This is a genomic window from Bacillus paralicheniformis (assembly GCF_002993925.1).
Lineage (GTDB): Bacteria > Bacillota > Bacilli > Bacillales > Bacillaceae > Bacillus > Bacillus paralicheniformis.
This window is the reverse complement of record NZ_CP023665.1, coordinates 2659294-2685362: the sequence shown is the minus strand read 5'-3', so window position 1 is coordinate 2685362 and position 26069 is coordinate 2659294. Positions and strand designations below refer to the sequence as shown.

The window sequence follows — 26069 nt, the reverse complement described above, 5'->3', positions numbered from 1 at the left end:
ACAAGCAAAAAGAGGAGGGAGTGTTTTTGCATCACATCACAGAGATTCTCCCCGATACGATCAAACGCGCGCTCAACGGTCTTGGCGACCATGAAATCAATCAGATAGAAGAAATTCGGATTCGGACAAGTCGTCCGCTCGAACTGGTGAACAAAGGAAAGCCACGCTTTCTCCCTTATGCGGCGACGCCTGAAGACTCGGCGCTTCTTTTAAACAGGCTGGGAAATTACAGCATGTATACACTGGAAGAGGAATTGAAAAAAGGATATGTCACGATCAGAGGCGGACACCGCGTGGGGCTTGCCGGCCGGGTTGTCGTCGAAAACGGAGCAGTCAAAGGAATCAGAGAAATATCATCATTTAATATCCGCATTGCCAAAGAAAAAATCGGCATTTCCGAACCGTATGTCCCTCATTTATTTCAAAACTCGTGGCTGAACACGCTGATCATCGGTCCGCCGCAAACCGGAAAAACAACACTGCTCAGAGATCTCGCCAGGCTGATCAGCTCAGGGAGCGGCAACGTGTCTGCCAAAAAGGTGGGAATCGTCGACGAAAGGTCTGAAATCGCAGGTTGTGTAAACGGCATCCCGCAATATCGGCTCGGCGACCGGGCAGACATCCTTGACGCCTGTCCAAAAGCGGAAGGCCTGATGATGATGATCAGATCGATGAGTCCGGAGGTTATGATCGCCGATGAGATCGGAAGAATGGAAGACGCAGAAGCGCTCTTGGAAGCGGTCCATGCGGGGGTGTCTGTCATCGTTTCGGCTCACGGCTCCTCATATGCCGATATCGCCAGGCGTCCATCATTGAAAATGCTTCAGGAGCACCGGGTTTTTGAGAGAATCGTGGAACTATCCAGAAAGAACGGTCCCGGCAGCCTGAGCCGCATCTTGAACGGGAATGGAGAGCCGCTCGGTGCGGCGAAGAGGATGTTATCATGCTGAAGCTTTTAGGTGCCGTGCTTATTTTGGCAGCAGCCACATGGACAGGATTTGAAATGGCGAAGCCTTTCAGGGATAGACCGAAGCAAATCCGCCAGTTGTTGGCCGCTTTGCAGTCTTTAGAGGCTGAAATCATGTACGGGCACACACCGCTCCTTCAGGCGTCAAAGCAGATCGCACACCAGCTTTCCGGGCCGATAGCTTCTTTGTTTCAGACATTTGCAGAACAGCTGGAAAAAGGCAGCGCTTCAGCGGGGACGGCATGGGAAGACAGCTTGGAGAAAGTATGGCCCGAAACGGCTCTCAAAAAGAAAGAATACGAGATTTTACGGCAATTCGGCGAAACGCTTGGCCGTCATGATCTGATTTCTCAGCAAAAACATATCAAACTGGCGTTAACCCATTTAGAGACAGAGGAAGCTGAAGCAAATCTCGCCCAGGCGAAAAATGAAAAAATGGTGAAGAGCCTTGGGTTCTTGTCGGGACTGCTGCTGATTCTTCTATTGATGTAATGAAGAGGGGAGCATACACGAAATGGGAGTAGACGTAAATATTATTTTTCAAATTGCCGGCGTCGGGATCGTCGTCGCTTTTCTTCACACCATACTGGATCAAATGGGGAAGAAGGAATATGCCCAATGGGTCACGCTTTTAGGATTCATTTATATATTGTTCATGGTGGCTACTGTTGTCGATGATCTATTCCAAAAGATAAAAGCTGTCTTTCTATTTCAAGGATAGGGGGGCTCACTCATTGAAATCGTACAAATCGTAGGATTGGGAATGATCGCCACCTTCCTCAGCTTGATTGTGAAAGAGCAAAAACCGACGTTTGCTTTTATGATTGTCGTTTTTGCCGGATGCACGATTTTTTTATTCTTAGTCGATCAAGTCTACGAAATCATTCGGATGATTGAAAAAATAGCTGCCAATGCCAACATCAACATGATGTATGTCGAAACGATTTTGAAAATTATCGGGATTGCTTATATAGCGGAGTTTGGCGCCCAGCTGACGAAAGATGCCGGACAGGGTGCGATTGCTTCAAAAATCGAATTGGCAGGCAAAATCCTCATCTTAGTCATGGCCGTGCCTATTTTAACCGTCATTATCGAAACGATCATCGGACTCATCCCTTCCATGTCTTAGTCAGAAAGGAGGATTTCCTGAGTGAAGCGTTTTCTGTTCTGGCTCTTGGTCATAGGAATCGTATGCTTTGGAGCGCATGATGTACAAGCTTCGCCAAAAGAAGCGGAGCCGGCTGGGGAACCCGCCGCGGAAGAATCGGCTGAAGCGATGGCCAGAGAGCAGGCTGAAGGTTTGGAGCTTGACCGGGTCGGGGAGTTCTGGAACAACATTTTGACTGAGTATGGAGGACACCTTCCCGAAAGTCAAAAAGGAAGCCTGCTTGAATTTGTCAAAGGTGAAAAGCACTTTTCGCCTGAGGAATGGAGCAAAGCGCTGTTTTCTTACTTGTTTCATGAAGTGCTGGCTAACGGGAAACTGCTCGGGACGCTGATCCTGTTGACCATCTTCTGCGTGCTGCTTCAGCTTTTGCAAAACGCGTTTCAGCAAAGCACCGTCAGCAAAGTGGCGTATGCAATTGTCTACATGGTGCTGATCATTCTTGCGCTCAACAGCTTTCGGGTTGCCGTCACATATGCGAATGAAGCGATCCAGACGATGACAAGCTTTATTCTGTCGCTCGTACCTTTGCTTCTAGCGCTGATGGCGACTTCGGGAGGAGCCGCCTCAGCCGCATTTTTTCATCCGGTCATTCTCTTTCTCATGAACACGAGCGGCTTGTTTATCCAATATATCGTGCTGCCGCTTTTGTTTTTATCAGCGATTTTAAGCATTGTCAGCACGATGACGGACCAGTATAAAGTCACACAGCTGGCTCAGCTCCTCAGAAACGCGGCGATCGGCACGCTGGCTGCATTTTTAACCGTGTTCCTCGGTGTCATCTCGGTTCAGGGCGCCTCAGCCGCAGTGACGGACGGCATTACTTTGCGGACGGCCAAATTCATCACCGGAAACTTCATCCCCGTATTGGGCCGCATGTTTACCGAAGCGACGGACACGGTGATCAGCGCGTCTCTCCTGTTGAAAAACACCGTCGGGATACTCGGGGTGGCGATCTTGATTTGCATCGCAGCCTTTCCCGCAATCAAAATCCTCTCCCTCGCGCTCATATACAAAATTGCCGCAGCCGTTCTCCAGCCTCTCGGAGGCGGTCCGGTGATCAGCTGCCTGGATGTCATCAGCAAAAGCGTCATCTACATTTTCGCGGCCATGGCCATCGTTTCGCTGATGTTTTTTTTAAGCTTAACCGTGATCATTACAGCGGGGAATTTGACGATGATGATGAAGTAGGGAGGGATGAGATGGAATTTCTGACAGAGTGGCTCACGAACATTATTCTATTTATTCTGATGGCGATCGTCATCGATATGCTTCTGCCGAATTCGAGCATGCAAAAATACGCGAAAATGGTGATCAGCCTGCTCTTGATCGTTGTGATACTGAATCCGATCTTCTCTTTATTCAGGACCGATCCGGATGTAATCTTTGAGAGGCTTACAAAAAACGGACAAGTTCAGTCAAACGAAATAAAAAATCAGTTGAATTCAGAAAAAAAAGAAATACAAGCCTCACAACAAGCATATATCTTAGAACAGATGGCTGTTCAATTGAAAAAGAGCGCAGAGGGAAGGTTTACCAGCGACAAATACAAGATTGACCGAGTCGCGGTCTCTTCTGACGGCCAGCTGAAAACAGAGAAAGATCTCAGTAAGCATGCGGAAGTCTCGGTATTCATGGAACCGGCATCCGAAAAAACGGTCCAAGCCGTCGCTCCTGTCGAAATCAATACGGATCGCGGCTACCAGCCAATGCGAGAAAGAGAAAAGAAAGAGACGGGGGAAGTCAGAGAACAGCTTGCAGGCATATGGGAAATAAGCCCCGACAAGATTACAGTTCATATTGAAGGGGGAGAACGAAGCGGCAATGAATAAAAGAACCTGGATCGAAAAGCTGATCGGCCACCTGCTGCCCAAAGACGAGAAAAACGGAAAAAAGCTGACGAAATATCACTATTTTCTGCTGCTTTTTGTTCTCGGCGTTTCCTTCATGCTCATCAGTCAAATCTTCTCTTCCGAACCTTCTCAAGATCGAGCGGCAGATCAGCCGTCGGCTTCACAAAAAGCTTCGTCTGAAAGCGCCGGACAGAGCGGTGAAGGTGAAAAAGAAGTGTTCAAACCCGCCTCAGATGACAAACCGAAGGACTCGATCCAAGATTACGAACAGGAATATGAGAATCAGCTCAAAGACATATTGGAAACGATTATCGGCGTGGAAGACGTATCAATCGTCGTCAATGTTGATGCAACCTCATTGAAAATATTCGAGAAAAATAGAAAAACCCAGGAGACTTCAACGAATGAGACAGATAAACAGGGAGGCAAGCGAACGGTGTCTGAAATGTCTTCTGACGAAGAAATTGTCATCATCAAAAACGGAGATAAAGAGACGCCTGTCGTCGTTCAGACGAAAAAGCCCGATATCAGGGGTGTTCTCGTTGTCGCTCAAGGAGTCGACAACGTTCAAATAAAAAAGACCATCATTGAAGCAGTGACAAGGGTTCTTGATGTTCCGAGCCACCGCGTCGCTGTTGCCCCTAAAAAAATGAAGGAGGATTCATAAATGATGCTGAAAAAACAAACGGTTTGGCTTTTAACCATGTTAAGTCTCGTCGTTGTGCTGAGTGTCTACTACATTATGTCGCCTGAAGGAGAAAATGTCGTCACGGTGGATGACAAAGAACAAGTCGCTGCTGAAAAAGAAAAACCGATGAAAGAAGAGCCTGCCAAAGATGGCAAAGAAGACACCGCGCCTGCTAAAGACAAAACTGAAGGGAAAGACACAAAAGATAAAGAAACGTCTGCGAGTGAGCAGAACGGAGAAGTTGTAACAAAAGAATCATCCGGTGATGAAGATTTATTCACAACATACCGCATGGAAATGGACGATCAGCGCAGCAGGGAGAGGGAGGAATTAACCGAAATCGTCAGAAGCGATAAAGCGACGGCAAAAGAAAAAAGCGAAGCTTACGACAAGATGACAGAGCTCAGTGAAGCTGAAGGAACGGAAAAGACGCTTGAAACGCTGATCAAAACAAAAGGCTATAAAGACGCCTTGGTCAATGCCGACGGCGATAAAGTCAATATTACGGTGAAGGCGAAGGAGCACTCGAAGGCCGCTGCCACCGATATCATCGACATCGTCGCAAAAGAAGTGAAAAACTTAAACGATGTGGCTGTGACGTTCGAGCCAGCAGAGTAAACATGTCCCGCTTGCAAAAAGCGGGATTTTTTTATGCTTGAGGCTCCTGTTGATGCAGGGCGCTCATGATTGTAGTTGAATTCGGCATTCCTCTCCTGTAAGATGAATATAGTATGTACTTTTAGTACTAACTGATAAATGCGTAAAATCTTTTTCATTAGGAGTGCGATAGCATGTTAAACATTGATGAAATCAGACAGTTGATAAAATTAATTGATGAATCTTCGATAAATGAATTTACATACGAAAACGAAGGATCGAAGGTTGAACTGAAAAAACAAAGCGGAACCGTGCAAACCATCCAGCAAGTGGCTGCGGCGCCTGTTCAAACACCGGCTCCGGAAGCTCCCGCGATGCAAGCGCAAGTTCAGGATGCGCCTGCAGCAGAAGAAGCCGCAAAAGACGGCGGAAACCTCCACAAAATTACCTCTCCGATGGTCGGAACGTTTTATGCGTCTTCTTCGCCTGAAGCCGACCCTTACGTAACAGTCGGTTCGAAGGTAACAGAATCCTCTGTCGTCTGCATTGTGGAAGCAATGAAGCTCTTTAATGAGATCGAAGCCGAAGTGAAAGGCGAGATCGTTGAAGTATTGGTTGAAAACGGCCAGCTGGTTGAATACGGACAACCTTTATTTTTAGTAAAAGCAGAGTAAGGAGCAATAAGATGATCAAAAAGCTATTAATTGCGAACAGGGGAGAAATTGCTGTCAGAATTATCAGAGCTTGTAAAGAACTGGGGATCGATACAGTAGCCGTCTTTTCCGAGGCCGACAGAGAGGCGCTCCATGTTCAGATGGCTGATGAAGCATTTTGCATCGGACCTAAGCTATCAAAAGACAGCTACTTGAATATAACGAACATCGTCAGCGTCGCCAAAATGACCGGCGCTGATGCGATTCACCCGGGCTACGGCTTCCTGGCGGAAAACGCCGATTTTGCCGAGCTTTGCGAAGAGGTAAACGTAACCTTCGTCGGTCCGACAGCAGACGCGATCTCTAAGATGGGGACAAAGGATGTTGCCAGGGAAACGATGCAGCAGGCTGGCGTTCCGATCGTACCGGGTTCCAAAGGAATTATTGAAGATATTGAAGATGCGGTTTCATTAGCGCGCGATATAGGGTATCCTGTCATTATAAAGGCAACTGCCGGGGGCGGCGGAAAAGGAATCAGGGTCGCCCGTACGGAAGAAGAACTGATCAACGGCATTAAAATCACTCAGCAAGAAGCGGCCACTGCTTTCGGCAACCCGGGTGTTTACATTGAAAAGTACATTGAAGACTTCAGACACGTCGAGATCCAAGTGCTTGCGGACACACACGGAAATACGATTCACTTGGGTGAACGCGACTGTTCAATCCAAAGAAGGCTCCAAAAGCTGCTTGAAGAAACCCCTTCACCTGCGCTTGATGAAGGAATCAGGGAGCAAATGGGGCAGGCGGCTGTCAAAGCGGCTGAAGCCGTTAAGTACACGGGCGCGGGAACAGTTGAATTTATCTACGATTACCGCGAGCAGAAGTTCTACTTTATGGAAATGAACACGCGCATTCAGGTTGAGCATCCGGTAACAGAGATGGTGACGGGCGTTGATTTGATTAAAGAGCAGATCAGAGTGGCGTCAGGTGAAAAATTAGCCCTCATCCAAGATGAAGTCACTTTTAACGGCTGGGCCATCGAATGCCGGATTAATGCGGAAAACCCTGAGAAAAACTTCATGCCTTCTCCGGGAAAAATCGAGATGTATCTGCCTCCGGGCGGGCTCGGCGTCAGAGTGGATTCTGCGGCTTATCCGGGATACTCGATTCCTCCTTATTACGACAGCATGATTGCAAAAGTCATCACATACGGGAAGACGAGGGAAGAAGCTGTATCAAGAATGAAAAGAGCGTTGAGCGAATTCGTCATCGAAGGCGTTCATACGACGATACCGTTCCATCTGAAACTGCTCGAGCACGAAACATTCGTAAGCGGAGAATTCAATACGAAGTTTTTAGAAATATATGATGTAATGGGGTCGTAATTTTAACGGAGGTGAACATATTGAAAGACGACAACAGCTTATTGGAAATGAGCCATGAAGACAATCATTTAGGAAAAGTGGAAATCGCTCCGGAAGTCATCGAAGTCATTGCCGGAATCGCAGCTTCCGAAGTTGAAGGCGTAGCTGAAATGCGCGGCAATTTTGCGACAGGTGTCGTGGAACGGTTTGGAAAAAAGAATCACGGCAAAGGCGTCAAAGTTGATTTGTCAGATGACGGAATTATCATTGATGTTTATTGCGTGATGATGTTTGGCGTTTCGATTCCTAAAGTTGCAAATGCCGTTCAGGATAATATCCGCCAGACGCTTCTCAATATGACAGCTCTTTCGATTAATGAAATCAATATTCACATCGTTGGCATTCAATTCGATTCAAAAACGCACGAGGTGGAAGTCGATCAAGAGATGTAGTGCGGTGAAGTGGAAGAACCAAGGGGAATGACGGCCCTTTGGTTTTTTCATGTTCCGTTTTAAAAAATGACGTTTAAAAGCATCTTTCCGCTGTTATCGACCAAAAATAAGAGGAACCGGAAAGTTTGCAAAGAAGTTCGAAAAACGAATGATAACAAATGTTTGTTTCTTATTATTCGGTTATTGACGATAAAACCGCGATTTTTGCATGCGGAAAGACTAAAAATATGATATGATCTCTTTGTGGCTTAAACGGCAAGCGGCAAAGAGGGTTAAAGGAGAAAAAGAAAGAATGAAAAGAAGAACAGCAAGAGAAAAGGCTTTGCAGTCACTATTCCAGATTGATGTCAGTGATACAGAACCGAATGAAGCGATGCAGCACGCCTTGGACGGGCAGGAAAGCGACGCTTTTTTCGAGCAGCTTGTTTACGGGGTCTTAGAGAACAAAGAGAAAATCGATGAGATGATCAAACGGCATCTCGTCAATTGGAAGCTTGACAGGCTAGCGAATGTCGACCGCGCGATTTTGCGTTTGTCCGCCTACGAAATGATTTTTTTAGAAGACATACCTGTCAACGTCTCTATGAATGAAGCGATTGAACTGGCCAAGCAATTTGGAGATGACAAGTCGGCGAAGTTTGTAAACGGTGTTCTTTCTAACATTAAATCCGATCTTGAATAATCTAGGAGGAGAGCAAATGACAGCAACCATCATCGACGGGAAAGAAACAGCAAAGGAAAAGCGCGGGCAGCTGGCCAAGGAAGTTGAAGAGCTGAAAAAACAAGGAGTGACCCCGGGACTGGCCGTTATTTTAATTGGTGATGATCCGGCGTCTCTTTCATATGTACGGGGAAAGAAAAAAGCAGCTGAAGCCATGGGGATTCGTTTTCAGCTGGATCATTTCGATGCAAGTTTCTCTGAACAGGAACTTCTTGAAGTAATTGACCAGTACAACCAAAATAACGACTTTCACGGAATTCTTGTCCAGCTGCCTCTTCCGGATCATATTTCCGAACAAGCGGTGATTGAAAGAATATCCCCTGACAAAGATGTTGACGGTTTTCATCCATTAAACGTAGGAAAGATGCTGCTTGGCGAAGATACATTTCTACCTTGCACGCCTGCGGGCATCGTGGAGCTTTTAAAGAAAACCGAGATTGATCTGTCGGGAAAAGAGGTTGTTGTCGTCGGGCGAAGCAATATCGTCGGAAAGCCGGTAGGGCAGCTGCTCTTGAACGAAAACGCAACCGTTACGTACTGCCATTCAAGAACGGCCGACATTACGGCTCACACAAAAAAAGCCGACATTCTGATTGTCGCTGTCGGAAAGGCGAATTTCATCAAAGCGGATCAAATGAAAGAGGGAGCCGTTGTCATTGATGTCGGCGTTAACCGCCTTGACAACGGAAAGCTCGTCGGTGATGTCGATTTTGAAGAAGCGAAGGAAAAGGCTTCCTATATTACACCTGTACCGGGCGGTGTCGGTCCGATGACGATTACAATGCTGGCCCATAACACGGTTAAATCAGCGAAGCGTACAATTTAACTTTAATGTACAGCCGTTCATCCGCCTGGTCTCGCGCCGGCGGATGAACGTGCTTGTGCCTTCTTAGAAAGGAGACTGTGCCATGAGTGAAATTTCATTTGTCACGGTCACGGCTTTGACAAAATATATTAAGCGCAAATTTGACGTGGACCCCCATCTTGAAGATATTTGGATCAAGGGCGAGCTGTCAAATGTTAAAATACATAGCAGAGGCCATATTTATTTTACACTGAAAGATGATAACGCCCGCATTCAATCCGTCATGTTCGCCAGACAAAACAGAAATCTTGCCTTTACCCCTGAAAACGGGATGAAGGTATTGGTGAGAGGCGGCATTTCGGTATATGAACCGAGCGGCAATTATCAGCTCTATGCGAAAGAAATACAGCCTGACGGCATAGGTGCGCTTCATCTCGCGTATGAAGAACTTAAGAAAAAGCTGTCGCAAGAAGGCTTGTTTGATGAAAAACATAAGAAACCCATCCCCGCGTTCCCATCCGTCGTCGGTGTTGTCACATCTCCAACCGGAGCGGCTGTACGCGATGTGATCACCACCATTAAAAGAAGATACCCCCTTGTAAAAGTGATCGTCTTTCCAACGCTCGTTCAAGGAGTAAACGCGGGCGAGTCCATCGTCAGCAGCATCAAAGAGGCTAACCGCAGAGAGTTATGCGATGTATTAATCGTCGGACGCGGAGGGGGATCGATCGAAGAGCTGTGGGCATTTAATGAAGAGGCTGTCGCCAGGGCCATTTTTTCTTCCGACATTCCGATCATTTCCGCCGTCGGGCATGAAACGGATTTTACAATCAGCGATTTTGTTGCGGATTTGCGCGCGGCGACCCCGACGGGAGCGGCCGAACAGGCCGTACCTAATATGATTGATTTGCTGGAGCGTCTGAAAACGCTCGAAGCGAGAATTGCAAAATCGATGAAGCAGGATTTAAGAAAGCGGCAGGAGCGCGTGAAAACCCTCCAGTCCTCTTATGCCTTCCGCTACCCGAAACGGCTGTATGCCCAAAAGGAACAGGAATTCGACCTGATATTCGACCGTTTCCAAAAACAGCTGGCGATGACCGTTGAACGCAAAAAACAAAAACTGAACGAACAGACATACAAGCTGGAAATGCTTCATCCCGAGGAGCAGCTTAAACAAGCGAGAAAGAGGCATGAAGAGCAGACAGTCCGGCTGAAGCGGAATATGGATGTGCAGCTTAAGCAGATTCACTCGCAGTTTCAAACGGTTCTTGGTAAACTGAATGCATTAAGCCCTCTCCAAGTGATGGAAAGAGGGTACAGTTTGACATATAAAGAAAACGAATTGATTAAAAGTATTGAACAGGTTCATGAAAAAGACGAGATCCGCGTCACATTAAACGATGGGACGCTGACCTGTGAGGTACTGCAAAAGAGAGGCGAAACAAATGGCTGAAGAAAACAAAACAAACCGGGAAGACCTGACATTTGAAGAGGCGATGAAAGGTCTGGAACAGATCGTATCAAAGCTTGAAGAAGGGGATGTGCCTTTGGAAAAGGCGATCGACTACTTCCAGGAAGGGATGGCTCTTTCGAAAATGTGCCACGAAAAACTGCAAAATGTCGAAAAGCAGATGGACTACATTTTGCGGGAAAATGGGGAATTAGCTCCTTTCAGTGTTCGGGAGGAGGAAAAAGGTGACCGGTAAACTTGACGGATTTTTAAAATCGAGAAAAACAGTAATTGAAGAACGCCTTCCGATGTATATTAAAGACCTGCGAGCGCCGTCCATCCTTAAGGAATCCATGCTGTACTCATTGGAAGCCGGAGGGAAACGGCTGAGACCGATTTTGGTACTTGCGCTTCTTCATGCGTACGGAAAAGACGAAGAAGCCGGAATTCCGGTAGGGTGCGCGGTTGAAATGATCCATACGTATTCATTAATCCATGACGATCTCCCTTGTATGGATGACGATGACCTCAGAAGGGGAAAGCCGACAAACCATAAAATATACGGGGAAGCGACGGCCATTCTCGCCGGAGACGCCTTATTAACCGAAAGCTTCAAAATGATCACTTCCAATATGCCTTCTGATGTATCTGCTGAAAAACGCATCAGACTGGTGAATGAGCTGATATCGGCAGCGGGGGCTGAAGGCATGGTCGGCGGTCAGATTTTAGATATGGAAGCGGAATCAAAGTCTGTCTCTCTTGATGAACTGCAGCGGATTCACGAAGGAAAAACGGCTAAACTCCTCAGCTTCAGCGTCATCGCGGGGGCGATTCTAGCAGATGCATCTGAAAAAGAGATCGAAAAGCTCCGCGAATTCAGCCATCATATCGGCATCGGCTTCCAGATCAGAGATGACATTCTCGACCTTGAAGGATCAGAGGATAAAATCGGCAAACGGATCGGATCTGACGAGACAAACGGAAAATCGACCTATCCGTCGCTCCTTTCGCTTGAGGGCGCCAACAAAAAGCTTGATGAACATATTGAAAAAGCAAAACGGCTGATTTCAGAGCTTCCGCTTGAAAAAGAGCTTATGTACGAGTTTTGCGATATGATTGCCGCAAGGGATCATTGATACAGGGCTTCCATTTGAGCATCAAAGGCTTATTATGCTAAAATATAAAGAGTTGAACTCTAAAACGCCGCGCCGTTATCACGTTGTGTTAGCGGCTGTTTTTTCAAACGAAGCGTCCGCATATGCAAGTTTGCGCATGGGGATGAATTCGTCATATAATAATTCAAGCTGAAACTTAAAATGAAGCAAGGCGCATACTTGCAGAAATCATGCTGAAAGTGAGTTGATCCGATTGGATCTGTTATCGATAAAGAACCCTGCATTTTTGAAGAACCTTTCAAATCAAGAACTGGAAAGCTTGAGCGCTGAAATTCGCCGTTTTTTAATTGAAACGCTTTCTGAATCCGGAGGGCACATTGGTCCGAATCTCGGCGTTGTCGAGCTTACCATTGCATTGCATAAAGAATTTAACAGCCCGAAAGATAAGTTTTTGTGGGATGTGGGGCATCAATCGTATGTCCATAAACTGCTGACCGGCCGCGGAAAGGACTTCGCCACCCTGCGTCAGCATAAAGGACTGTGCGGTTTTCCAAAGCGGAATGAAAGCGAACATGATGTCTGGGAAACGGGCCACAGTTCGACTTCTCTCTCCGGTGCGATGGGGATGGCAGCTGCGAGAGACTTGAAAGGGACAAACGAATATATCATCCCGATCATCGGAGACGGTGCACTGACCGGCGGCATGGCTCTTGAAGCGCTTAACCATATCGGCCATGAGCAAAAAGACATGATTGTCATTTTGAATGACAACGAAATGAGCATCGCTCCAAACGTCGGAGCGATTCATTCCATGCTCGGAAGGCTGCGCACAGCCGGAAAATACCAATGGGTCAAAGATGAGCTTGAGTATTTGTTCAAGCGGATTCCTGCTGTTGGCGGGAAGCTTGCCGCTACAGCCGAGCGGATCAAAGACAGCCTGAAATACCTGCTGGTATCCGGGATGTTCTTTGAAGAGCTCGGATTTACGTATTTAGGGCCTGTAGACGGTCATTCCTATGATGAACTGTTTGAAAACATGCAGTATGCGAAAAAGACGAAAGGCCCGGTACTCCTCCACGTTATTACGAAAAAAGGAAAAGGCTATAAGCCTGCGGAAACCGATAAAACCGGCACATGGCACGGAACCGGCCCATATAAAATCGATACCGGTGATTTTGTTAAGCCGAAAGCCGCTGCGCCATCATGGAGCGCGCTCGTAAGCGAAACGGTCAGGAAGCTTGCCCGCGAGGATGAAAGGATTGTAGCCATTACTCCGGCCATGCCTGTCGGTTCAAAACTTGAAGGGTTTGCGAGCGAGTTTCCGGAGCGCATGTTTGATGTCGGCATTGCGGAACAGCATGCGGCAACGATGGCGGCTGGTCTCGCGACTCAGAATATGAAGCCGTTTCTGGCGATCTATTCGACATTTCTTCAGCGCGCTTATGACCAGGTTGTCCATGATATTTGCCGGCAAAACCTAAATGTCTTTATCGGCATTGACAGAGCGGGCCTAGTCGGCGCTGATGGGGAAACACACCAGGGCGTGTTTGACATTGCTTTTTTACGGCATATTCCGAATTTGGTTCTCATGATGCCGAAAGACGAAAACGAAGGCCAGCACATGGTCAACACGGCTGTCAAATACGATGACGGCCCGATTGCCATGCGCTTTCCGCGCGGAAACGGACTCGGCGTCAAAATGGATAAAGAATTGAAAACGATCCCGATCGGAACGTGGGAAGTGCTGAGACCCGGGACAGACGCGGTCATTTTAACATTCGGCACCACCATTCCGATGGCGCTTGCTGCCGCGGAGGAGCTGCAGAAAGAAGGACGTTCGGTCAGAGTGGTTAACGCTCGTTTTATCAAGCCGCTTGACGAAAACATGCTGATGGAAATCCTGAACGAAGGGCTTCCGATTTTAACGATCGAAGAGGCTGTGCTCCAAGGCGGATTCGGCAGCTCGATCCTTGAGTATGCCCATGAACATCAGTCATACAGCCCGATCATTGATAGAATGGGGATACCTGATCAATTTATTGAACACGGCAGCGTCGCCAAGCTTCTGGAAGAGATCGGAATGACAAAAGAAGACGTCATCAGACGAATAAGACTATTGACGCCCGTAAAGACTCATAAAGGAATTGGATCATGACAGGAAAAAAAGAACGGCTCGACGTTTTATTAGTAGAAAGAGGGTTAATGGAAACGCGGGAAAAAGCGAAAAGAGCCATCATGGCCGGCATCGTCTATACGAATGAAAACAGACTGGACAAGCCGGGCGAAAAGGTCGACCGCACGATTCCGCTGACCGTTAAAGGAAACCCGTTAAAATACGTCTCAAGAGGCGGATTAAAACTTGAAAAAGCATTAAAAGAGTTTCAGCTTTCCGTTCAAGGCAAGCTGATGATTGACATCGGCTCTTCCACCGGCGGCTTCACAGACTGCGCGCTGCAAAACGGCGCTCTCCGCTCATATGCCGTTGATGTCGGGTATAATCAGCTCGCCTGGAAGCTGAGACAGGATGAGCGGGTTGTAGTGATGGAACGCACGAATTTCCGGTATTGCACACCAGCCGATTTTACGGAAGGACTGCCGGAGTTCGCGACGATCGATGTCTCTTTTATCTCACTGAAAATCATCCTGCCTGTGCTTAAGAGCATTTTAGTTCCGGGAAGCGACTGCATCGCTCTCGTCAAACCGCAGTTTGAAGCAGGGCGGGAATCCGTCGGGAAAAAAGGGATCGTCCGCGATCCCCTCGTCCATCAAGCTGTGCTTGATGACATCAGCCGGTTTGCGGCTCGGGAAGGATATGACTGCAGAAACGTCTCGTTTTCGCCGATTACCGGCGGCGACGGCAACATCGAATTCCTTCTCCATTTGCATTGGGACGGAGAAGAGCAACCTGGCACGCCGATAGCAGAAGAAACGATCAATCAAATTGTCGAAGAAGCTCACAAGACATTAAAAGCGAAAAAAACGGATCCGCGTGATTAAAAACCCTTGAGAGCCGTACGGCGAATGCGAGGGTGGCCGGCACGCAAAAAGGAATAATAGTGGGCTATTATTCCTTTTTTACTGCAAACATGTACTTTTCCGACAAAATCATTTAACATAAATGTATAAACATACACAATTTGTGTATAAAACGAGGTGTGAAATGAACAAAGGTCAAAGGCATATTAAAATCAGGGAGATTATCACCGCTAATGAAATTGAAACGCAGGATGAGCTTGTCGATATTTTAAAGAAAGACGGCTATAATGTGACGCAGGCCACCGTCTCGCGGGACATTAAAGAGCTTCATTTGGTCAAGGTGCCGACAAACAACGGTTCCTACAAATACAGCCTGCCTGCTGATCAGCGCTTTAATCCCCTTTCCAAATTAAAAAGATCATTGATGGACGCATTTGTCAAAATCGACTCAGCCAGCCATCTGATCGTTTTAAAAACAATGCCAGGCAACGCGCAGGCGATCGGGGCGCTGATGGACAATTTGGATTGGGAAGAAATCATGGGAACGATCTGCGGAGATGATACCATTTTGATCATCTGTCGGACGCATGATGATACCAAAATCGTACAGAAGAAAATATTGGAGCTTTTATAAACGAAGGCCTGAAAAGAGGTGTCATGAAAGCTTGTTAGCTGAATTATCGATCAAAAACTTTGCCATTATCGAAGAATTAACCGTTTCTTTTGAAAAAGGGCTGACGGTTCTGACCGGTGAAACCGGGGCCGGAAAATCGATCATCATCGACGCCGTCTCTTTGCTTGTTGGAGGCCGCGGCTCGTCCGAATATGTCAGGTATGGCGAAAAAAGAGCCGAATTGGAAGGGCTTTTCCTCCTTGACAGCGGCCATCCGGTTTTTGATTTGTGCACAGAACTCGGGATTGAAGCCTCGGATGACATGATCGTCATGAGGAGAGATATTAACGCAAACGGCAAGAGCATCTGCCGCGTCAATGGAAAACTTGTCACCATTGCCGCTTTGCGGGAAGTCGGCAGACTGCTGCTTGACATACACGGGCAGCACGACAATCAGCTGCTGATGGAGGATGAGCACCATCTTCAGCTTCTGGACAGGTTTGCAGGAGAAGAAATCGAGCATGCTCTAAAAGCGTATCAGGAAGTTTACAGCCGCTACATGGACGTCATGAGAAAGGTGAAAGAGCTTTCTGAAAGCGAGCAGGAAATGGCTCACAGACTCGATTTAATACAGTTCCAGCTTGATGAAATCGAATCTGCAAACCTTGAGCCGAAAGAGGACGAACTTCTTCAGGAAGAGCGCCGTCAAATCGCTAATTTCGAAAAAATATACGAAGCTCTGCAAAATGCCTATAATGCGCTACGCAACGAGCAGGCTGGGCTTGACTGGGTCGGCATGGCTTCAAGCGAGCTTGAAAACGTCTCAGGCATCAATGAAGGGCTCAATAAAGTATCTGAATCCGTAGCCAACGCATACTACATTCTCGAAGATTCAACTTTTCAGATCAGAAATATGCTGGATGAACTCGAATACGACCCCGAGCGCCTCGATTATATCGAATCGCGATTAAACGAAATCAAACAGCTGAAACGCAAATACGGCGCTACTGTCGAAGATATCCAAGCTTATTCGGCTAAGATAGAGGAAGAGATCGACCGGATCGAAAACCGGGACAGCCACTTGCAGGCTTTAAAATCCCGCCTCGAATCAATCGGCAAGGATGTGGCGATTGAAGCCGCCAATGTGTCCGAAATCAGAAAAAAATGGGCGGAAAAACTGGCCAAACAGATTCAGCAGGAACTGAAAGATCTGTATATGGAAAAATCGACATTCGATACGGAATTCCAGGTGAAAAAAGCGGAACGGGATGATGATGCACCCGTCGTCAACGGTATGCCGGTTCAGCTCACAAAGCACGGCATTGATACCGTCCATTTCCTAATCTCAACAAACACGGGAGAACCGCTCAAATCTTTGTCAAAGGTTGCATCTGGAGGAGAGCTGTCAAGAATCATGCTGGCCATGAAAAGCATTTTCTCTGCTCAGCAGGATGTTACATCGATCATTTTCGATGAAGTGGATACAGGTGTAAGCGGCAGAGTCGCGCAGGCGATCGCCGAAAAAATACACCGCGTCTCGATCGGCTCTCAAGTTTTATGCATTACCCACTTGCCGCAGGTGGCCGCGATGGCTGACACCCATCTTTTGATTACGAAACAGTCGAAAGACGGGAGAACGACGACAAGCGTCACACCGTTGACAAAACAGGAAAAAATAGCGGAAATCGGCCGGATGATCGCCGGAGTCGAAGTAACGGATCTGACGAAGCGCCATGCGAAAGAACTTTTGAACCAAGCTAAGCTTGTTAAAACTACCGGATAAGCTGTTCATCCTGAACAGCTTATTTTTTTGTCGGCATTTTCTTATACAAACTCTTTCTTATCATTTTATCCAATGATTTTCTTCCGTCCGCAGTTATAAATCGCTGTCCGAAAGGCAAAAGTAATGAATGTAGCGAAAGAAATTTTATATGGTGTGGGTTAGGTGCGAGGAGAGTGAAAAGGTGGATGTTGAAAAAATCAGAAAAGTTGTGGGTATGATTCTCCTTGTTTCTTTAATAAGTGTAGGGTTTTACAAACCGGTGAAAGAATACATTGTAATCCCAAAAAACTTGAACATTTTTGAGACGGGTACCCGTGCGGTTGAAACGAGCTTATCCGTCAGTGCTTCGAAAGATGGATCATCGGAAGCATTCACACTGAAAGAAAATCAAAGTGAAGTGGAAATAAAAGGTGAAAAGAATGGAAAGGCAGAACTCGTCTATGATTTTGCCGGATTCCCAGTTAAAAAAACGAAAGTAAATGTCCTGCCTGATTTGAAAGTGGTCCCCGGCGGGCAGTCTATTGGTGTAAAGCTTCACTCCGTTGGCGTATTGGTCGTAGGTTTTCATCAAATCAATACCTCTGAAGGCAAAAAATCGCCCGGTGAAGCAGCCGGAATCGCGGTAGGCGACATTATCACCGAAATCAACGGCACGAAAATCGAAAAAATGAATGACATTACCCCTTTTATTCAAAAGGCCGGGAAAACAGGAGAAACCTTACATCTGTCGATTAAAAGAGATAAACAAGAAATTAAAACGAAGCTCATTCCGAAAAAAGACCAGGCTGAAGATAAATACAGAATCGGCTTATATATCAGGGACTCTGCCGCAGGAATCGGCACAATGACTTTTTTCGAGCCGAAATCGAAAAAATACGGAGCGCTTGGTCACGTCATTTCAGACATGGATACGAAAAAACCGATCGTTGTTGAAAAAGGGCAAATCGTGAAATCGACCGTCACTTCGATTGAAAAAGGAACAGGCGGAAATCCCGGAGAGAAACTGGCCCGTTTCGCATCAGAACGAAAAGTGATCGGTGATATCAACAGAAACAGTCCATTCGGGATCTTCGGGACGCTTCACGAGTCAATCAAAAACCGCATCGCTGACAAAGCCATTCCGATTGCATTTTCAGATGAAGTAAAAGAAGGCCCGGCCCAAATTTTAACGGTTATCGAAAACGACAAAGTCGAGAAATTCGATATTCAGGTCGTCAGTACGACACCTCAGAAGTTTCCGGCTACAAAAGGGATGGTGCTGAAAATTACCGACCCGAGGCTGTTGAGCAAAACAGGAGGCATCGTTCAAGGGATGAGCGGAAGCCCGATCATCCAAAACGGAAAGATCATTGGCGCCGTAACTCACGTTTTCGTCAATGATCCGACGAGCGGATACGGCGTGCATATTGAATGGATGCTGTCTGAAGCGGGAATCGATATTTATAAAAAAGAAAAAGCAAGCTGACTGCCGGATTCCTCCGGCAGTTTTTGATTTCGTCTTTTTTTCTTGCGCGTTGTGCGTTAAAATGAAAGAAGAAAAGATTTTTCGACAAATTCACGTTCCCCGGTTTGTCAAGTCGCATTTCGAGTCGAAAAATCGAGAAAATCAGAAAAAAACAGAGAAAAAGCGAGAGATACCACTATTATTGGAAAAATCCTTTTTAAAAAAAGGGAATAAAGTGGTGCTGTCGAATTAAACATATTAGAAAAAGAATGATGAAATTTATCAACATACACATTGGGGAGGAAGAAACGTGGAGAAAATTAAAGTATGTGTTGCTGATGATAACAGGGAGCTTGTCGGCCTATTAAGCGAATATATCGAGGGACAAAGCGACATGGAAGTACTTGGTGTCGCATACAACGGACAGGAATGCCTTTCGTTGTTTAAAGACAAGGAGCCCGATGTGCTTGTGCTGGATATTATCATGCCTCACCTCGACGGATTGGCCGTTCTTGAAAGGCTGAGGGAATCGCAGCTTAAAAAGCAGCCGAATGTCATCATGCTGACGGCGTTCGGTCAGGAAGACGTGACGAAAAAAGCTGTAGATTTGGGCGCGTCGTATTTTATTTTGAAGCCTTTTGACATGGAGAACTTAGTCGGCCATATCCGCCAGGTCAGCGGAAACGGATCTCAATTGACACACCGTGCCCCGTCTTCTCAAAGCAGTGTGCTTCGGCCGCAGTCGGAATCGCCGAAGAAAAACCTGGACGCCAGCATTACGACCATCATCCACGAAATCGGCGTGCCCGCTCATATAAAAGGCTATTTATACTTAAGGGAAGCCATCTCCATGGTGTATAACGACATCGAACTGCTCGGAAGCATTACAAAAGTGCTTTATCCGGATATCGCCAAAAAATTCAACACGACTGCAAGCCGAGTCGAACGGGCGATTCGCCACGCCATCGAAGTCGCATGGAGCAGAGGCAACATCGACTCGATTTCGTCACTTTTCGGCTACACAGTCAGCATGTCAAAAGCCAAGCCGACGAATTCAGAATTCATCGCGATGGTCGCAGACAAGCTGAGACTGGAGCATAAGGCTTCTTAAACGTTGACATGGCGCGGTTTTGACGAAGATTTACCGTTGAATTGCCGACCTGTTTCTAACGAATAGTTTATCGTAATTCCGATGAATTTTTCGTCCTTATTGCGATGAATTGCGATCCGAAGGGTTTCATACAGTATTTGAAGGTCTCGTTTTTATAAACGAGGCTGTTTTTTTGCTCTTAAATGTACTGTTTGTGTTTCAGCACGGTGTGTATTGTGTAAAGTCAGCCTAACAGCTTATCAAAAAATACCAAAATATTGTAATTTATGCACTTTTTAGAAATGCCTGTTTGTTATATGATGAAATCGAAATGAAATAAATGGAAAAGGAGTTGTTTTAAAATGAAAGTCAATAAATTATTAACTGGTACGACTCTGGCTGTTGGTTTACTTATTTCTACAGCGCCGGTATTTGCTGCACCGCATTCATCTGAGGTGATTGCACATCCGACTGCTCAATACATCAATTGTCCAAGTGACTTGCCAAGCTCATTCAAAAGCAGCAAATCATCAAAATGTGTAAAATCTTCTTCAGGAGTTTTCAGTAACAAATTTTCTGATAGCGATGGAACATGGTATTTCAAAGGGAAATTTTACAGTAATGTTTTTAACACTTGGGTTGGTTTTTACGAAGGATGAACAAAAAAGGGGGGCTCCCCCTTTTTTTGTTTTCCTTTTAGTAATTTCACGGAAATAGATGGCGGAGAATGTAAAACCTTTCGAAAAAGCCAATCTCGAGTTAAAAGTATGAAATAAGCAGGTGGTATGATGATCTTTACGAAAACAGATCTTCGCTATTATCTCGAACAAGACAAGAAAGCGTTAGGAATCTCAAGTCGAAAAAGGCCTAAATGGTTTGGCGATGATATTTGGAAGTATCAGATAGCCTTGCGCAAACATGAATATTACTCAAATGCCAACTCCAAGGTGTTCAAGCATGTTTACCGGTATCTGCATAAAAAGAGAGGATTGAAGCTCGGATTTGACATCCCGGTGAATGTTTTCGGTCCGGGGTTGAGGATCAACCATTACGGATTGCTCATCGTAAACAGCAATGCAAAAATAGGTGCAAACTGTGACATTCATCAAGGAGTTAACATCGGGCAAAATCACGCTCACCACGATGTTCCAACAATCGGAGACAATGTCTGGATCGGGCCTGGAGCAAAGCTCTTTGGCAGCATTCACATTGCCGACGGCATTTCGATTGGCGCAAACGCCGTAGTCAACAAATCTTTCACTGAGGAAAACATTACAATAGCCGGTGTGCCTGCCAAAAAGATTAAAGAGGCGCCGTCAACAATGGACCGGAAGCAGGCTCTGCAGCAGCAAATATAAGCATGAGAACTGCGGAAGGAGCAGCGCTGCTAAATCATCCGCTATGAAGGACTAAATGTTGTCATGAAGCAGCCGGGCTTTAAAAAATGCATTCCTGCAAGTTCTGATAAAAGCTACATAGCACGCAGCCAGCTTTCGGTGTATCCGTCTATTTTTCAAAGTTTGTCTCACGCCCGGTGCATTGGCGTCATAGAATGAATCATATAAAGCGAAAGCCGCATGAAACGTCTTTTTTCTTATGAAAAAAGACGTTTTTTTATACAAAAAAATAAAAATGATGAAATAGATCTGATTTCTTCCAGATGACAACCATTTTTCGCCTTGGGTAGACCGTTTTTCACAGACGTTTTTGAGCGGATGGCTTCTAACAATTCGGAAATCCCTGGGGCGTTGGACGGGTAAATCGGGCGAATATCTGCTGGAGTGGCCTGCTTTACAGCCGCCGGGTATTAAAGATAAGGTACGGGGTGTAAAAAATTCAGCGGGCGAGGTGGTCGACATGAAAAAAGGAGTCATCCTTGTTTTGTTCGCTATGCTGCTATTGGCAGGCTGCGGGACAACGCAACATAATGAGAGCCGAAAAGGAACAGGCGGGGAAACGTTTGTGAAAGAAGGCACCTTTGTCGGTTTGGCGGATCAGCATACCGTCGCCGTCAATATTGACGGTAAAGAAACGACGTTTCAGGTCCCTCCCGAAAAACGGGATAAATATAAGGGGATCAAGGATGATACAAAGGTGGAAGTGAAGTACACGAAAACAGAGGACGGAACATTACAGCTTGAAGATATGAAAGAGAAAGAATGATCGTTTGCAAAAAGGGATTGTAGGAGGAACTAATCGTGAAACTGTTAATGAGGAGTTTAGTTTTGCTGCTGTTTTCGTTTATTGCGGTTTTTCCAGCTGCTTTTGCAGCTGAGCCGCTTTCCGGTAAGACGGTATATGTTGACGCAGGTCACGGGGGCGAAGACAGCGGCGCGGTCGGAAACGGGCTGCTTGAGAAAGATGTCAATCTTGAAGTGGCAAAGCTGGTTGATGAAAAACTGAAAGAAGAGGGAGCTGCCACAGTCGCCTCAAGAACGGATGATACGTTTTTGACACTGGAAGACCGGGTGGCCAAAGCGAGCAAGCACGCTTCGGACTTACTGATCAGCATTCATGCAAACTCGGCCGTCCCTGAAGCGTCAGGTACAGAAACATACTTCGATTCTGCCTATCAAGCCGCTGACAGCGAACGTCTGGCGTCTAACATTCAAGAACGCCTTCCGGATGCGCTTGGCACTCGGGACAGAGGTGTAAAAGAATCAGGGTTTTATGTCATCAAAAATTCTCAAATGCCGAGTGTTTTAGTCGAACTCGGCTTTATCACGAACAAAACTGATGCAGCTAAACTCGAAAGTCCGGAATATCAGGAAAAAGCGGCAGACGCGATTGCTGACGCTGTCACAGCTTATTACGAATAACAATAGGGGCCCCGGTATAAGACCGGGGTTCTTGTGTTATGTTTATGTTAAAAAAGGCCTTATGTGTGGAAAGAAAACAGTAAGACCTTCATAATGGGATATAAACTTGCAATTCTTGTAGAGGTGAACCAGAAATGACGAAAATATTTGCACACCGAGGAGCTTCAGGCACTTTCCCCGAAAATACAATGGCGGCGTTTAAGCAGGCGGCGGCCATCGGTGCAGACGGCATCGAATTGGATGTACAAATGGCAAAAGACGGACGTCTTGTTGTAATACATGATGAAAAGCTTGACAGGACGACTTCGCTGAAAGGATATGTGAAGGATCTTACATATAAGGAGATCAAGCGCGGAGACGCAAGCCACCGTTTTTCCGAAAAAACCGGCTCTGTCCCGGTACCGACCCTTGAAGAAGTGTTTGAGTGGGCGGCAGATGCTGAATTTCTTCTCAATGTGGAATTGAAAAACAGCATTATCCGTTATGAAGGGATGGAAGAAAAGGTGATGTCGATGATTGAAGCGTACGGCCTTCAAGACCGGATCATTCTTTCATCATTTAATCATGAAAGCCTTGCGTTATGCAGCAGATTGAATCCAAGTATCGAGTTGGCCGCGCTTTACATGGATGTCATCTACAAGCCGGAGGAGTACATTGAAATGATTCCGGCTGCAGGATTTCATCCGTATCGCCGTTCAATGTCGGTTGACATGATCAAAAACGCCCATTTGAAACAAAAAGCGGTCCGGCCGTTCACCATCAACCGTGAAGAGGAGATGAAAAAGCTGATTGCTGAAGGAATTGACGGTTTCTTCACCGATTTTCCCGAAAAAGCGTTAAAAATAAAAGCCGAGATGTGATACGCTGAAAAGGATTACAAAATCCCAAAACTAAAAGTCGTTTTGGGATTTTGTCAACAATCTGAAAGCCGCAGACAATATCTGCGGCTTTTTGCTTTCCGTTCGCAGAGATCACACCTCGCGGCCGCTCTGCTTTTTTCTAAAGCGGGGGCTTACTTGGTTGCGTTTTCTGTCTCTGTATAGAATAAATCCGCCTAATAAATAAAGGCCGCCTGCGAAGCATATGAACCCCGCCAGCCCCTGAAGCCAAAGGATCTGAAACGGGCTGATCAAAACGCCGAAAACAGTGTCGCGCATCAATTTAATTCCGAGAGCAGCCAGGCCTCCCGGTATCAGCAAAACGAGCAGTGCGATCATTCTCCCCATACACGAATCCCCTTACCAAAGATTTACCTTTATTGTCTATTTGAAAAAAAAGTTTGTCAAGAAAGGAAAACATGATAACATAGATGTTGTGCAAATTGTTGCAAGTGAACGTGATAGTGTGCAAAATTTTTCATACAAAGGGGTAAAGGGATGATGCAAAAAGTACTGATCGTTGGTGCTGGAAAAGGGGGGACCGCTCTCTTGGATGTGCTGCTGAAAACAAAGACGATGCATATCGAGGCGGTCATCGATAAAAATCCGGAAGCTCCCGGGCTTTTCATCGCGCAAAAAAACGATATCGAAACGGCGCTCGATTGGGCACCGTACATCACAGAACAGATCGATATCATCATTGAAACGACCGGAGACGCCGGCGTATTAAAGCAACTGATGCGAAAAAAGCACGACAGTACGATCGTGGTGCCGGGATCGCTCGCTTATATCATCTCTCAGCTGATGAACGAAAAGCAGCAGCTCATCCAAATGTTAAAAGAGCAGACGTATAAACACGACCGTATTTTCAACTCTATGAATGACGGCATGATTTTTATCGACATTAACGAAGAGATCATTTTGTTTAACAAAATGGCGGAAGTGATGACCGGGACAAAGCGCACTGAAGCGATCGGCCAGCATATTCAAAGCGTGATCCCGACGACGAAGCTGCCGCGCATTCTCAATACGAGAGAGCCTGAGTATCATCAAAAACAATTTCTCCATCCGAACAGGCAGATCGTCACGACCAGAATTCCGATTATCGATGACGGAGGGACGCTGCTCGGGGCGCTTAGCATATTTAAGGACATTACCGATGCGGTCGAGCTGGCTGAAGAGGTGACCAACCTGAAGGAAGTCAGAACGATGCTTGAAGCGATCATTCAATCTTCGGATGAAGCGATATCGGTCGTTGATGAAAACGGAAACGGGATGATGATCAACAGGGCGTATACAAAGATGACGGGCCTGACAAAAGACCAGGTGATCGGGAAGCCGGCCAATACCGACATATCCGAAGGTGAAAGCATGCATTTGAAAGTGCTTGAAACGAGGCGCCCTGTCAGAGGGGTCAGAATGAAAGTCGGCCCCAATAAAAAAGAAGTGATCGTCAATGTCGCGCCGATTATTGTTGACGGTATTTTAAAAGGGAGCGTCGGTGTTATTCACGATGTATCTGAAATTCAATCGCTCACAAACGAGCTGAACAGAGCGCGCCAGATTATCCGTACACTCGAGGCGAAATATACATTTGCCGACATCATCGGTTCAAGCGAGCAGATGCTCGTCGCGCTGGAACAGGCGAAATTGGGGGCGAAGACGCCTGCGACGATTTTGCTGAGAGGCGAATCGGGAACGGGGAAAGAGCTTTTTGCCCATGCCATACATAACGAAAGTGACCGAAAGTATAATAAGTTTGTTCGCGTCAATTGTGCGGCCATTTCGGAATCACTGCTTGAATCAGAGCTGTTCGGCTATGAAGAAGGCGCTTTTTCAGGCGCGCGCCGCGGCGGCAAAAAAGGATTTTTTGAAGAGGCGAACAACGGCAGCATTTTCTTGGATGAAATCGGAGAGCTCACGCAAAACACACAAGCGAAGCTCCTCCGCGTTCTTCAGGAAAAAGAAATTGTCAGAGTCGGCGGGACCAAACCGATTTCTGTGAACGTCCGGGTCATCGCAGCGACAAACGTCAATATTGAAAAAGCGCTCGCTGAGGGCAGGTTTCGCGAAGACTTGTACTACCGGATCAATCGCTATCCGATATCAATTCCGCCGCTCAGGCAGCGGAAAGAGGATATCGAAGCCTTGAGCAGGCATTTGATTGGGAAGATCAATCAAGAATACGGACGCAATGTAAAGGGGCTCACGAAAAACGCACTCAAATCGTTAAAAGCACGGAAGTGGCCGGGGAATGTCAGAGAGCTTGAAAATGTCCTTGAGCGGGCGATGATCTTTTTAAAACCGCAAATGGAATGGATTGATCTCGAACACCTGCCTGAAGCAGACCGTCCGAAAAAAAAGGTGGAAGCCGGAGCAGCTTTCCCTGAGATTGAAGAGGAAAAGCTGTCTGATGCGGTTGAGCGGTTTGAAGCTCATGTCATAAAAGAAACGCTTGAAAAGCATCAATACAACAGAACGAAAACGGCGAAAGCGCTTGGAATCAGTATCCGCAATCTCTATTACAAAATGGATAAATACAATCTTGCAAAAGATAGCATGCAATAAATTGCAAAACGAGTGCAAAATCATGCAAACTGTAAAACAGGATCACAGTACCGAACCGCTTTTTTATA

General features: G+C 46.4%; 29 protein-coding genes. 28 read left to right on the top strand and 1 reads right to left on the bottom strand.

The window, feature by feature from the left end; genetic code table 11:
- The first annotated feature begins 26 nt into the window (after positions 1-26).
- From spoIIIAA to CP943_RS13435, 27 genes are all read left to right on the top strand, one after another.
- Entirely contained in the window at positions 27-950 is a 924-nt protein-coding gene (gene spoIIIAA / locus CP943_RS13570) for a stage III sporulation protein AA (protein WP_020452146.1), read from the top strand.
- The gene (gene spoIIIAB / locus CP943_RS13565) at positions 944-1459 is read left to right on the top strand and encodes a stage III sporulation protein SpoIIIAB (RefSeq protein ID WP_020452145.1); all 516 of its coding nucleotides are present in this window, start codon (positions 944-946) and stop codon (positions 1457-1459) included. The genes spoIIIAA and spoIIIAB overlap by 7 nt, the downstream gene beginning before the upstream one ends.
- Before the next feature lie 22 nt (positions 1460-1481).
- Positions 1482-1688: a stage III sporulation protein AC gene (gene spoIIIAC / locus CP943_RS13560; protein WP_003183409.1), complete on the top strand. Its 207-nt coding sequence runs from the start codon at positions 1482-1484 to the stop codon at positions 1686-1688.
- Positions 1689-1730: 42 nt separating this feature from the next.
- The gene (spoIIIAD, locus tag CP943_RS13555; RefSeq protein WP_020452144.1) at positions 1731-2096 is read left to right on the top strand and encodes a stage III sporulation protein AD; all 366 of its coding nucleotides are present in this window, start codon (positions 1731-1733) and stop codon (positions 2094-2096) included.
- Positions 2097-2117: 21 nt separating this feature from the next.
- A complete protein-coding gene (spoIIIAE, locus tag CP943_RS13550; protein ID WP_026579320.1) occupies positions 2118-3323 on the top strand; it encodes a stage III sporulation protein AE in 1206 nt (401 codons plus the stop codon).
- An 11-nt stretch (positions 3324-3334) separates the two neighbouring features.
- Positions 3335-3964 (top strand): stage III sporulation protein AF, encoded by a 630-nt coding sequence (spoIIIAF, locus tag CP943_RS13545; protein WP_026579321.1) that lies wholly within the window; start codon positions 3335-3337, stop codon positions 3962-3964.
- Positions 3957-4652: a stage III sporulation protein AG gene (gene spoIIIAG, locus CP943_RS13540; protein ID WP_079289193.1), complete on the top strand. Its 696-nt coding sequence runs from the start codon at positions 3957-3959 to the stop codon at positions 4650-4652. Before spoIIIAF ends, spoIIIAG begins: the two co-directional genes overlap by 8 nt.
- Positions 4653-5291: a SpoIIIAH-like family protein gene (locus CP943_RS13535; RefSeq protein ID WP_035338363.1), complete on the top strand. Its 639-nt coding sequence runs from the start codon at positions 4653-4655 to the stop codon at positions 5289-5291. It begins immediately after the preceding gene.
- A 173-nt stretch (positions 5292-5464) separates the two neighbouring features.
- A complete protein-coding gene (accB, locus tag CP943_RS13530; protein WP_035338362.1) occupies positions 5465-5944 on the top strand; it encodes an acetyl-CoA carboxylase biotin carboxyl carrier protein in 480 nt (159 codons plus the stop codon).
- Positions 5945-5955: 11 nt separating this feature from the next.
- On the top strand, positions 5956-7308 hold the full coding sequence (gene accC / locus CP943_RS13525; RefSeq protein ID WP_105981074.1) for an acetyl-CoA carboxylase biotin carboxylase subunit: 1353 nt from the start codon (positions 5956-5958) through the stop codon (positions 7306-7308).
- Between the two features lie 47 nt (positions 7309-7355).
- Positions 7356-7739 carry an Asp23/Gls24 family envelope stress response protein gene (locus CP943_RS13520; RefSeq protein ID WP_031304734.1) on the top strand — a complete coding sequence of 128 codons (384 nt, stop codon included), beginning with the start codon at positions 7356-7358 and terminating at the stop codon, positions 7737-7739.
- A 292-nt stretch (positions 7740-8031) separates the two neighbouring features.
- Positions 8032-8421 (top strand): transcription antitermination factor NusB, encoded by a 390-nt coding sequence (nusB, locus tag CP943_RS13515; protein ID WP_020452136.1) that lies wholly within the window; start codon positions 8032-8034, stop codon positions 8419-8421.
- A gap of 16 nt (positions 8422-8437) precedes the next feature.
- The gene (gene folD, locus CP943_RS13510) at positions 8438-9286 is read left to right on the top strand and encodes a bifunctional methylenetetrahydrofolate dehydrogenase/methenyltetrahydrofolate cyclohydrolase FolD (RefSeq protein WP_020452135.1); all 849 of its coding nucleotides are present in this window, start codon (positions 8438-8440) and stop codon (positions 9284-9286) included.
- Between the two features lie 82 nt (positions 9287-9368).
- The gene (xseA, locus tag CP943_RS13505) at positions 9369-10718 is read left to right on the top strand and encodes an exodeoxyribonuclease VII large subunit (RefSeq protein WP_105981073.1); all 1350 of its coding nucleotides are present in this window, start codon (positions 9369-9371) and stop codon (positions 10716-10718) included.
- On the top strand, positions 10711-10971 hold the full coding sequence (locus CP943_RS13500) for an exodeoxyribonuclease VII small subunit (protein WP_020452133.1): 261 nt from the start codon (positions 10711-10713) through the stop codon (positions 10969-10971). The genes xseA and CP943_RS13500 overlap by 8 nt, the downstream gene beginning before the upstream one ends.
- Positions 10961-11851 (top strand): polyprenyl synthetase family protein, encoded by an 891-nt coding sequence (locus CP943_RS13495; RefSeq protein WP_023855167.1) that lies wholly within the window; start codon positions 10961-10963, stop codon positions 11849-11851. The genes CP943_RS13500 and CP943_RS13495 overlap by 11 nt, the downstream gene beginning before the upstream one ends.
- A 232-nt stretch (positions 11852-12083) precedes the next feature.
- Positions 12084-13985 carry a 1-deoxy-D-xylulose-5-phosphate synthase gene (gene dxs / locus CP943_RS13490; RefSeq protein ID WP_105981072.1) on the top strand — a complete coding sequence of 634 codons (1902 nt, stop codon included), beginning with the start codon at positions 12084-12086 and terminating at the stop codon, positions 13983-13985.
- On the top strand, positions 13982-14827 hold the full coding sequence (locus CP943_RS13485) for a TlyA family RNA methyltransferase (RefSeq protein ID WP_020452130.1): 846 nt from the start codon (positions 13982-13984) through the stop codon (positions 14825-14827). The genes dxs and CP943_RS13485 overlap by 4 nt, the downstream gene beginning before the upstream one ends.
- A gap of 163 nt (positions 14828-14990) precedes the next feature.
- The gene (gene ahrC, locus CP943_RS13480; RefSeq protein WP_020452129.1) at positions 14991-15440 is read left to right on the top strand and encodes a transcriptional regulator AhrC/ArgR; all 450 of its coding nucleotides are present in this window, start codon (positions 14991-14993) and stop codon (positions 15438-15440) included.
- A 31-nt stretch (positions 15441-15471) separates the two neighbouring features.
- On the top strand, positions 15472-17202 hold the full coding sequence (gene recN, locus CP943_RS13475; protein ID WP_101561071.1) for a DNA repair protein RecN: 1731 nt from the start codon (positions 15472-15474) through the stop codon (positions 17200-17202).
- 214 nt (positions 17203-17416) lie between these two features.
- On the top strand, positions 17417-18667 hold the full coding sequence (gene spoIVB, locus CP943_RS13470) for a SpoIVB peptidase (protein ID WP_031304732.1): 1251 nt from the start codon (positions 17417-17419) through the stop codon (positions 18665-18667).
- A gap of 289 nt (positions 18668-18956) precedes the next feature.
- Entirely contained in the window at positions 18957-19757 is an 801-nt protein-coding gene (gene spo0A / locus CP943_RS13465) for a sporulation transcription factor Spo0A (protein WP_075213036.1), read from the top strand.
- A 341-nt stretch (positions 19758-20098) separates the two neighbouring features.
- Complete coding sequence (locus CP943_RS13460) at positions 20099-20395, top strand: antimicrobial peptide LCI (protein WP_020452126.1); 297 nt, start codon at positions 20099-20101, stop codon at positions 20393-20395.
- Positions 20396-20524: 129 nt separating this feature from the next.
- Positions 20525-21094 (top strand): serine O-acetyltransferase, encoded by a 570-nt coding sequence (locus CP943_RS22460; RefSeq protein WP_020452125.1) that lies wholly within the window; start codon positions 20525-20527, stop codon positions 21092-21094.
- Positions 21095-21593: 499 nt separating this feature from the next.
- Positions 21594-21899 carry a membrane lipoprotein lipid attachment site-containing protein gene (locus CP943_RS13445; protein WP_020452124.1) on the top strand — a complete coding sequence of 102 codons (306 nt, stop codon included), beginning with the start codon at positions 21594-21596 and terminating at the stop codon, positions 21897-21899.
- Between the two features lie 35 nt (positions 21900-21934).
- Positions 21935-22555 carry an N-acetylmuramoyl-L-alanine amidase family protein gene (locus CP943_RS13440; RefSeq protein ID WP_020452123.1) on the top strand — a complete coding sequence of 207 codons (621 nt, stop codon included), beginning with the start codon at positions 21935-21937 and terminating at the stop codon, positions 22553-22555.
- 134 nt (positions 22556-22689) lie between these two features.
- Positions 22690-23415: a glycerophosphodiester phosphodiesterase gene (locus tag CP943_RS13435; RefSeq protein ID WP_025811173.1), complete on the top strand. Its 726-nt coding sequence runs from the start codon at positions 22690-22692 to the stop codon at positions 23413-23415.
- A gap of 111 nt (positions 23416-23526) precedes the next feature.
- On the opposite strand, the gene CP943_RS13430 is transcribed toward CP943_RS13435, so the two are convergent.
- Positions 23527-23781 (bottom strand): DUF2627 domain-containing protein, encoded by a 255-nt coding sequence (locus CP943_RS13430; protein ID WP_020452121.1) that lies wholly within the window; start codon positions 23779-23781, stop codon positions 23527-23529.
- Positions 23782-23934: 153 nt separating this feature from the next.
- Here CP943_RS13430 and CP943_RS13425 point away from each other — a divergent pair, with 153 nt between their 5' ends.
- Entirely contained in the window at positions 23935-26001 is a 2067-nt protein-coding gene (locus CP943_RS13425; RefSeq protein WP_023855158.1) for a sigma-54 interaction domain-containing protein, read from the top strand.
- Positions 26002-26069 lie beyond the last annotated feature (68 nt).

Excerpts from the sequence above, each read along its gene's own strand:
- spoIIIAB (WP_020452145.1), top strand. The coding sequence starts at position 944 with ATGCTGAAGCTTTTAGGTGCCGTGCTTATTTTGGCAGCAGCCACATGG.
- spoIIIAC (WP_003183409.1), top strand. The coding sequence starts at position 1,482 with ATGGGAGTAGACGTAAATATTATTTTTCAAATTGCCGGCGTCGGGATC.
- spoIIIAD (WP_020452144.1), top strand. The coding sequence starts at position 1,731 with ATGATCGCCACCTTCCTCAGCTTGATTGTGAAAGAGCAAAAACCGACG.
- spoIIIAF (WP_026579321.1), top strand. The coding sequence starts at position 3,335 with ATGGAATTTCTGACAGAGTGGCTCACGAACATTATTCTATTTATTCTG.
- spoIIIAG (WP_079289193.1), top strand. The coding sequence starts at position 3,957 with ATGAATAAAAGAACCTGGATCGAAAAGCTGATCGGCCACCTGCTGCCC.
- CP943_RS13535 (WP_035338363.1), top strand. The coding sequence starts at position 4,653 with ATGATGCTGAAAAAACAAACGGTTTGGCTTTTAACCATGTTAAGTCTC.
- accB (WP_035338362.1), top strand. The coding sequence starts at position 5,465 with ATGTTAAACATTGATGAAATCAGACAGTTGATAAAATTAATTGATGAA.
- accC (WP_105981074.1), top strand. The coding sequence starts at position 5,956 with ATGATCAAAAAGCTATTAATTGCGAACAGGGGAGAAATTGCTGTCAGA.
- CP943_RS13520 (WP_031304734.1), top strand. The coding sequence starts at position 7,356 with ATGAGCCATGAAGACAATCATTTAGGAAAAGTGGAAATCGCTCCGGAA.
- nusB (WP_020452136.1), top strand. The coding sequence starts at position 8,032 with ATGAAAAGAAGAACAGCAAGAGAAAAGGCTTTGCAGTCACTATTCCAG.
- folD (WP_020452135.1), top strand. The coding sequence starts at position 8,438 with ATGACAGCAACCATCATCGACGGGAAAGAAACAGCAAAGGAAAAGCGC.
- xseA (WP_105981073.1), top strand. The coding sequence starts at position 9,369 with ATGAGTGAAATTTCATTTGTCACGGTCACGGCTTTGACAAAATATATT.
- CP943_RS13500 (WP_020452133.1), top strand. The coding sequence starts at position 10,711 with ATGGCTGAAGAAAACAAAACAAACCGGGAAGACCTGACATTTGAAGAG.
- CP943_RS13485 (WP_020452130.1), top strand. The coding sequence starts at position 13,982 with ATGACAGGAAAAAAAGAACGGCTCGACGTTTTATTAGTAGAAAGAGGG.
- ahrC (WP_020452129.1), top strand. The coding sequence starts at position 14,991 with ATGAACAAAGGTCAAAGGCATATTAAAATCAGGGAGATTATCACCGCT.
- spoIVB (WP_031304732.1), top strand. The coding sequence starts at position 17,417 with ATGATTCTCCTTGTTTCTTTAATAAGTGTAGGGTTTTACAAACCGGTG.
- CP943_RS13460 (WP_020452126.1), top strand. The coding sequence starts at position 20,099 with ATGAAAGTCAATAAATTATTAACTGGTACGACTCTGGCTGTTGGTTTA.
- CP943_RS22460 (WP_020452125.1), top strand. The coding sequence starts at position 20,525 with ATGATCTTTACGAAAACAGATCTTCGCTATTATCTCGAACAAGACAAG.
- CP943_RS13445 (WP_020452124.1), top strand. The coding sequence starts at position 21,594 with ATGAAAAAAGGAGTCATCCTTGTTTTGTTCGCTATGCTGCTATTGGCA.
- CP943_RS13435 (WP_025811173.1), top strand. The coding sequence starts at position 22,690 with ATGACGAAAATATTTGCACACCGAGGAGCTTCAGGCACTTTCCCCGAA.
- CP943_RS13430 (WP_020452121.1), bottom strand. The coding sequence starts at position 23,781 with ATGGGGAGAATGATCGCACTGCTCGTTTTGCTGATACCGGGAGGCCTG.
- CP943_RS13425 (WP_023855158.1), top strand. The coding sequence starts at position 23,935 with ATGCAAAAAGTACTGATCGTTGGTGCTGGAAAAGGGGGGACCGCTCTC.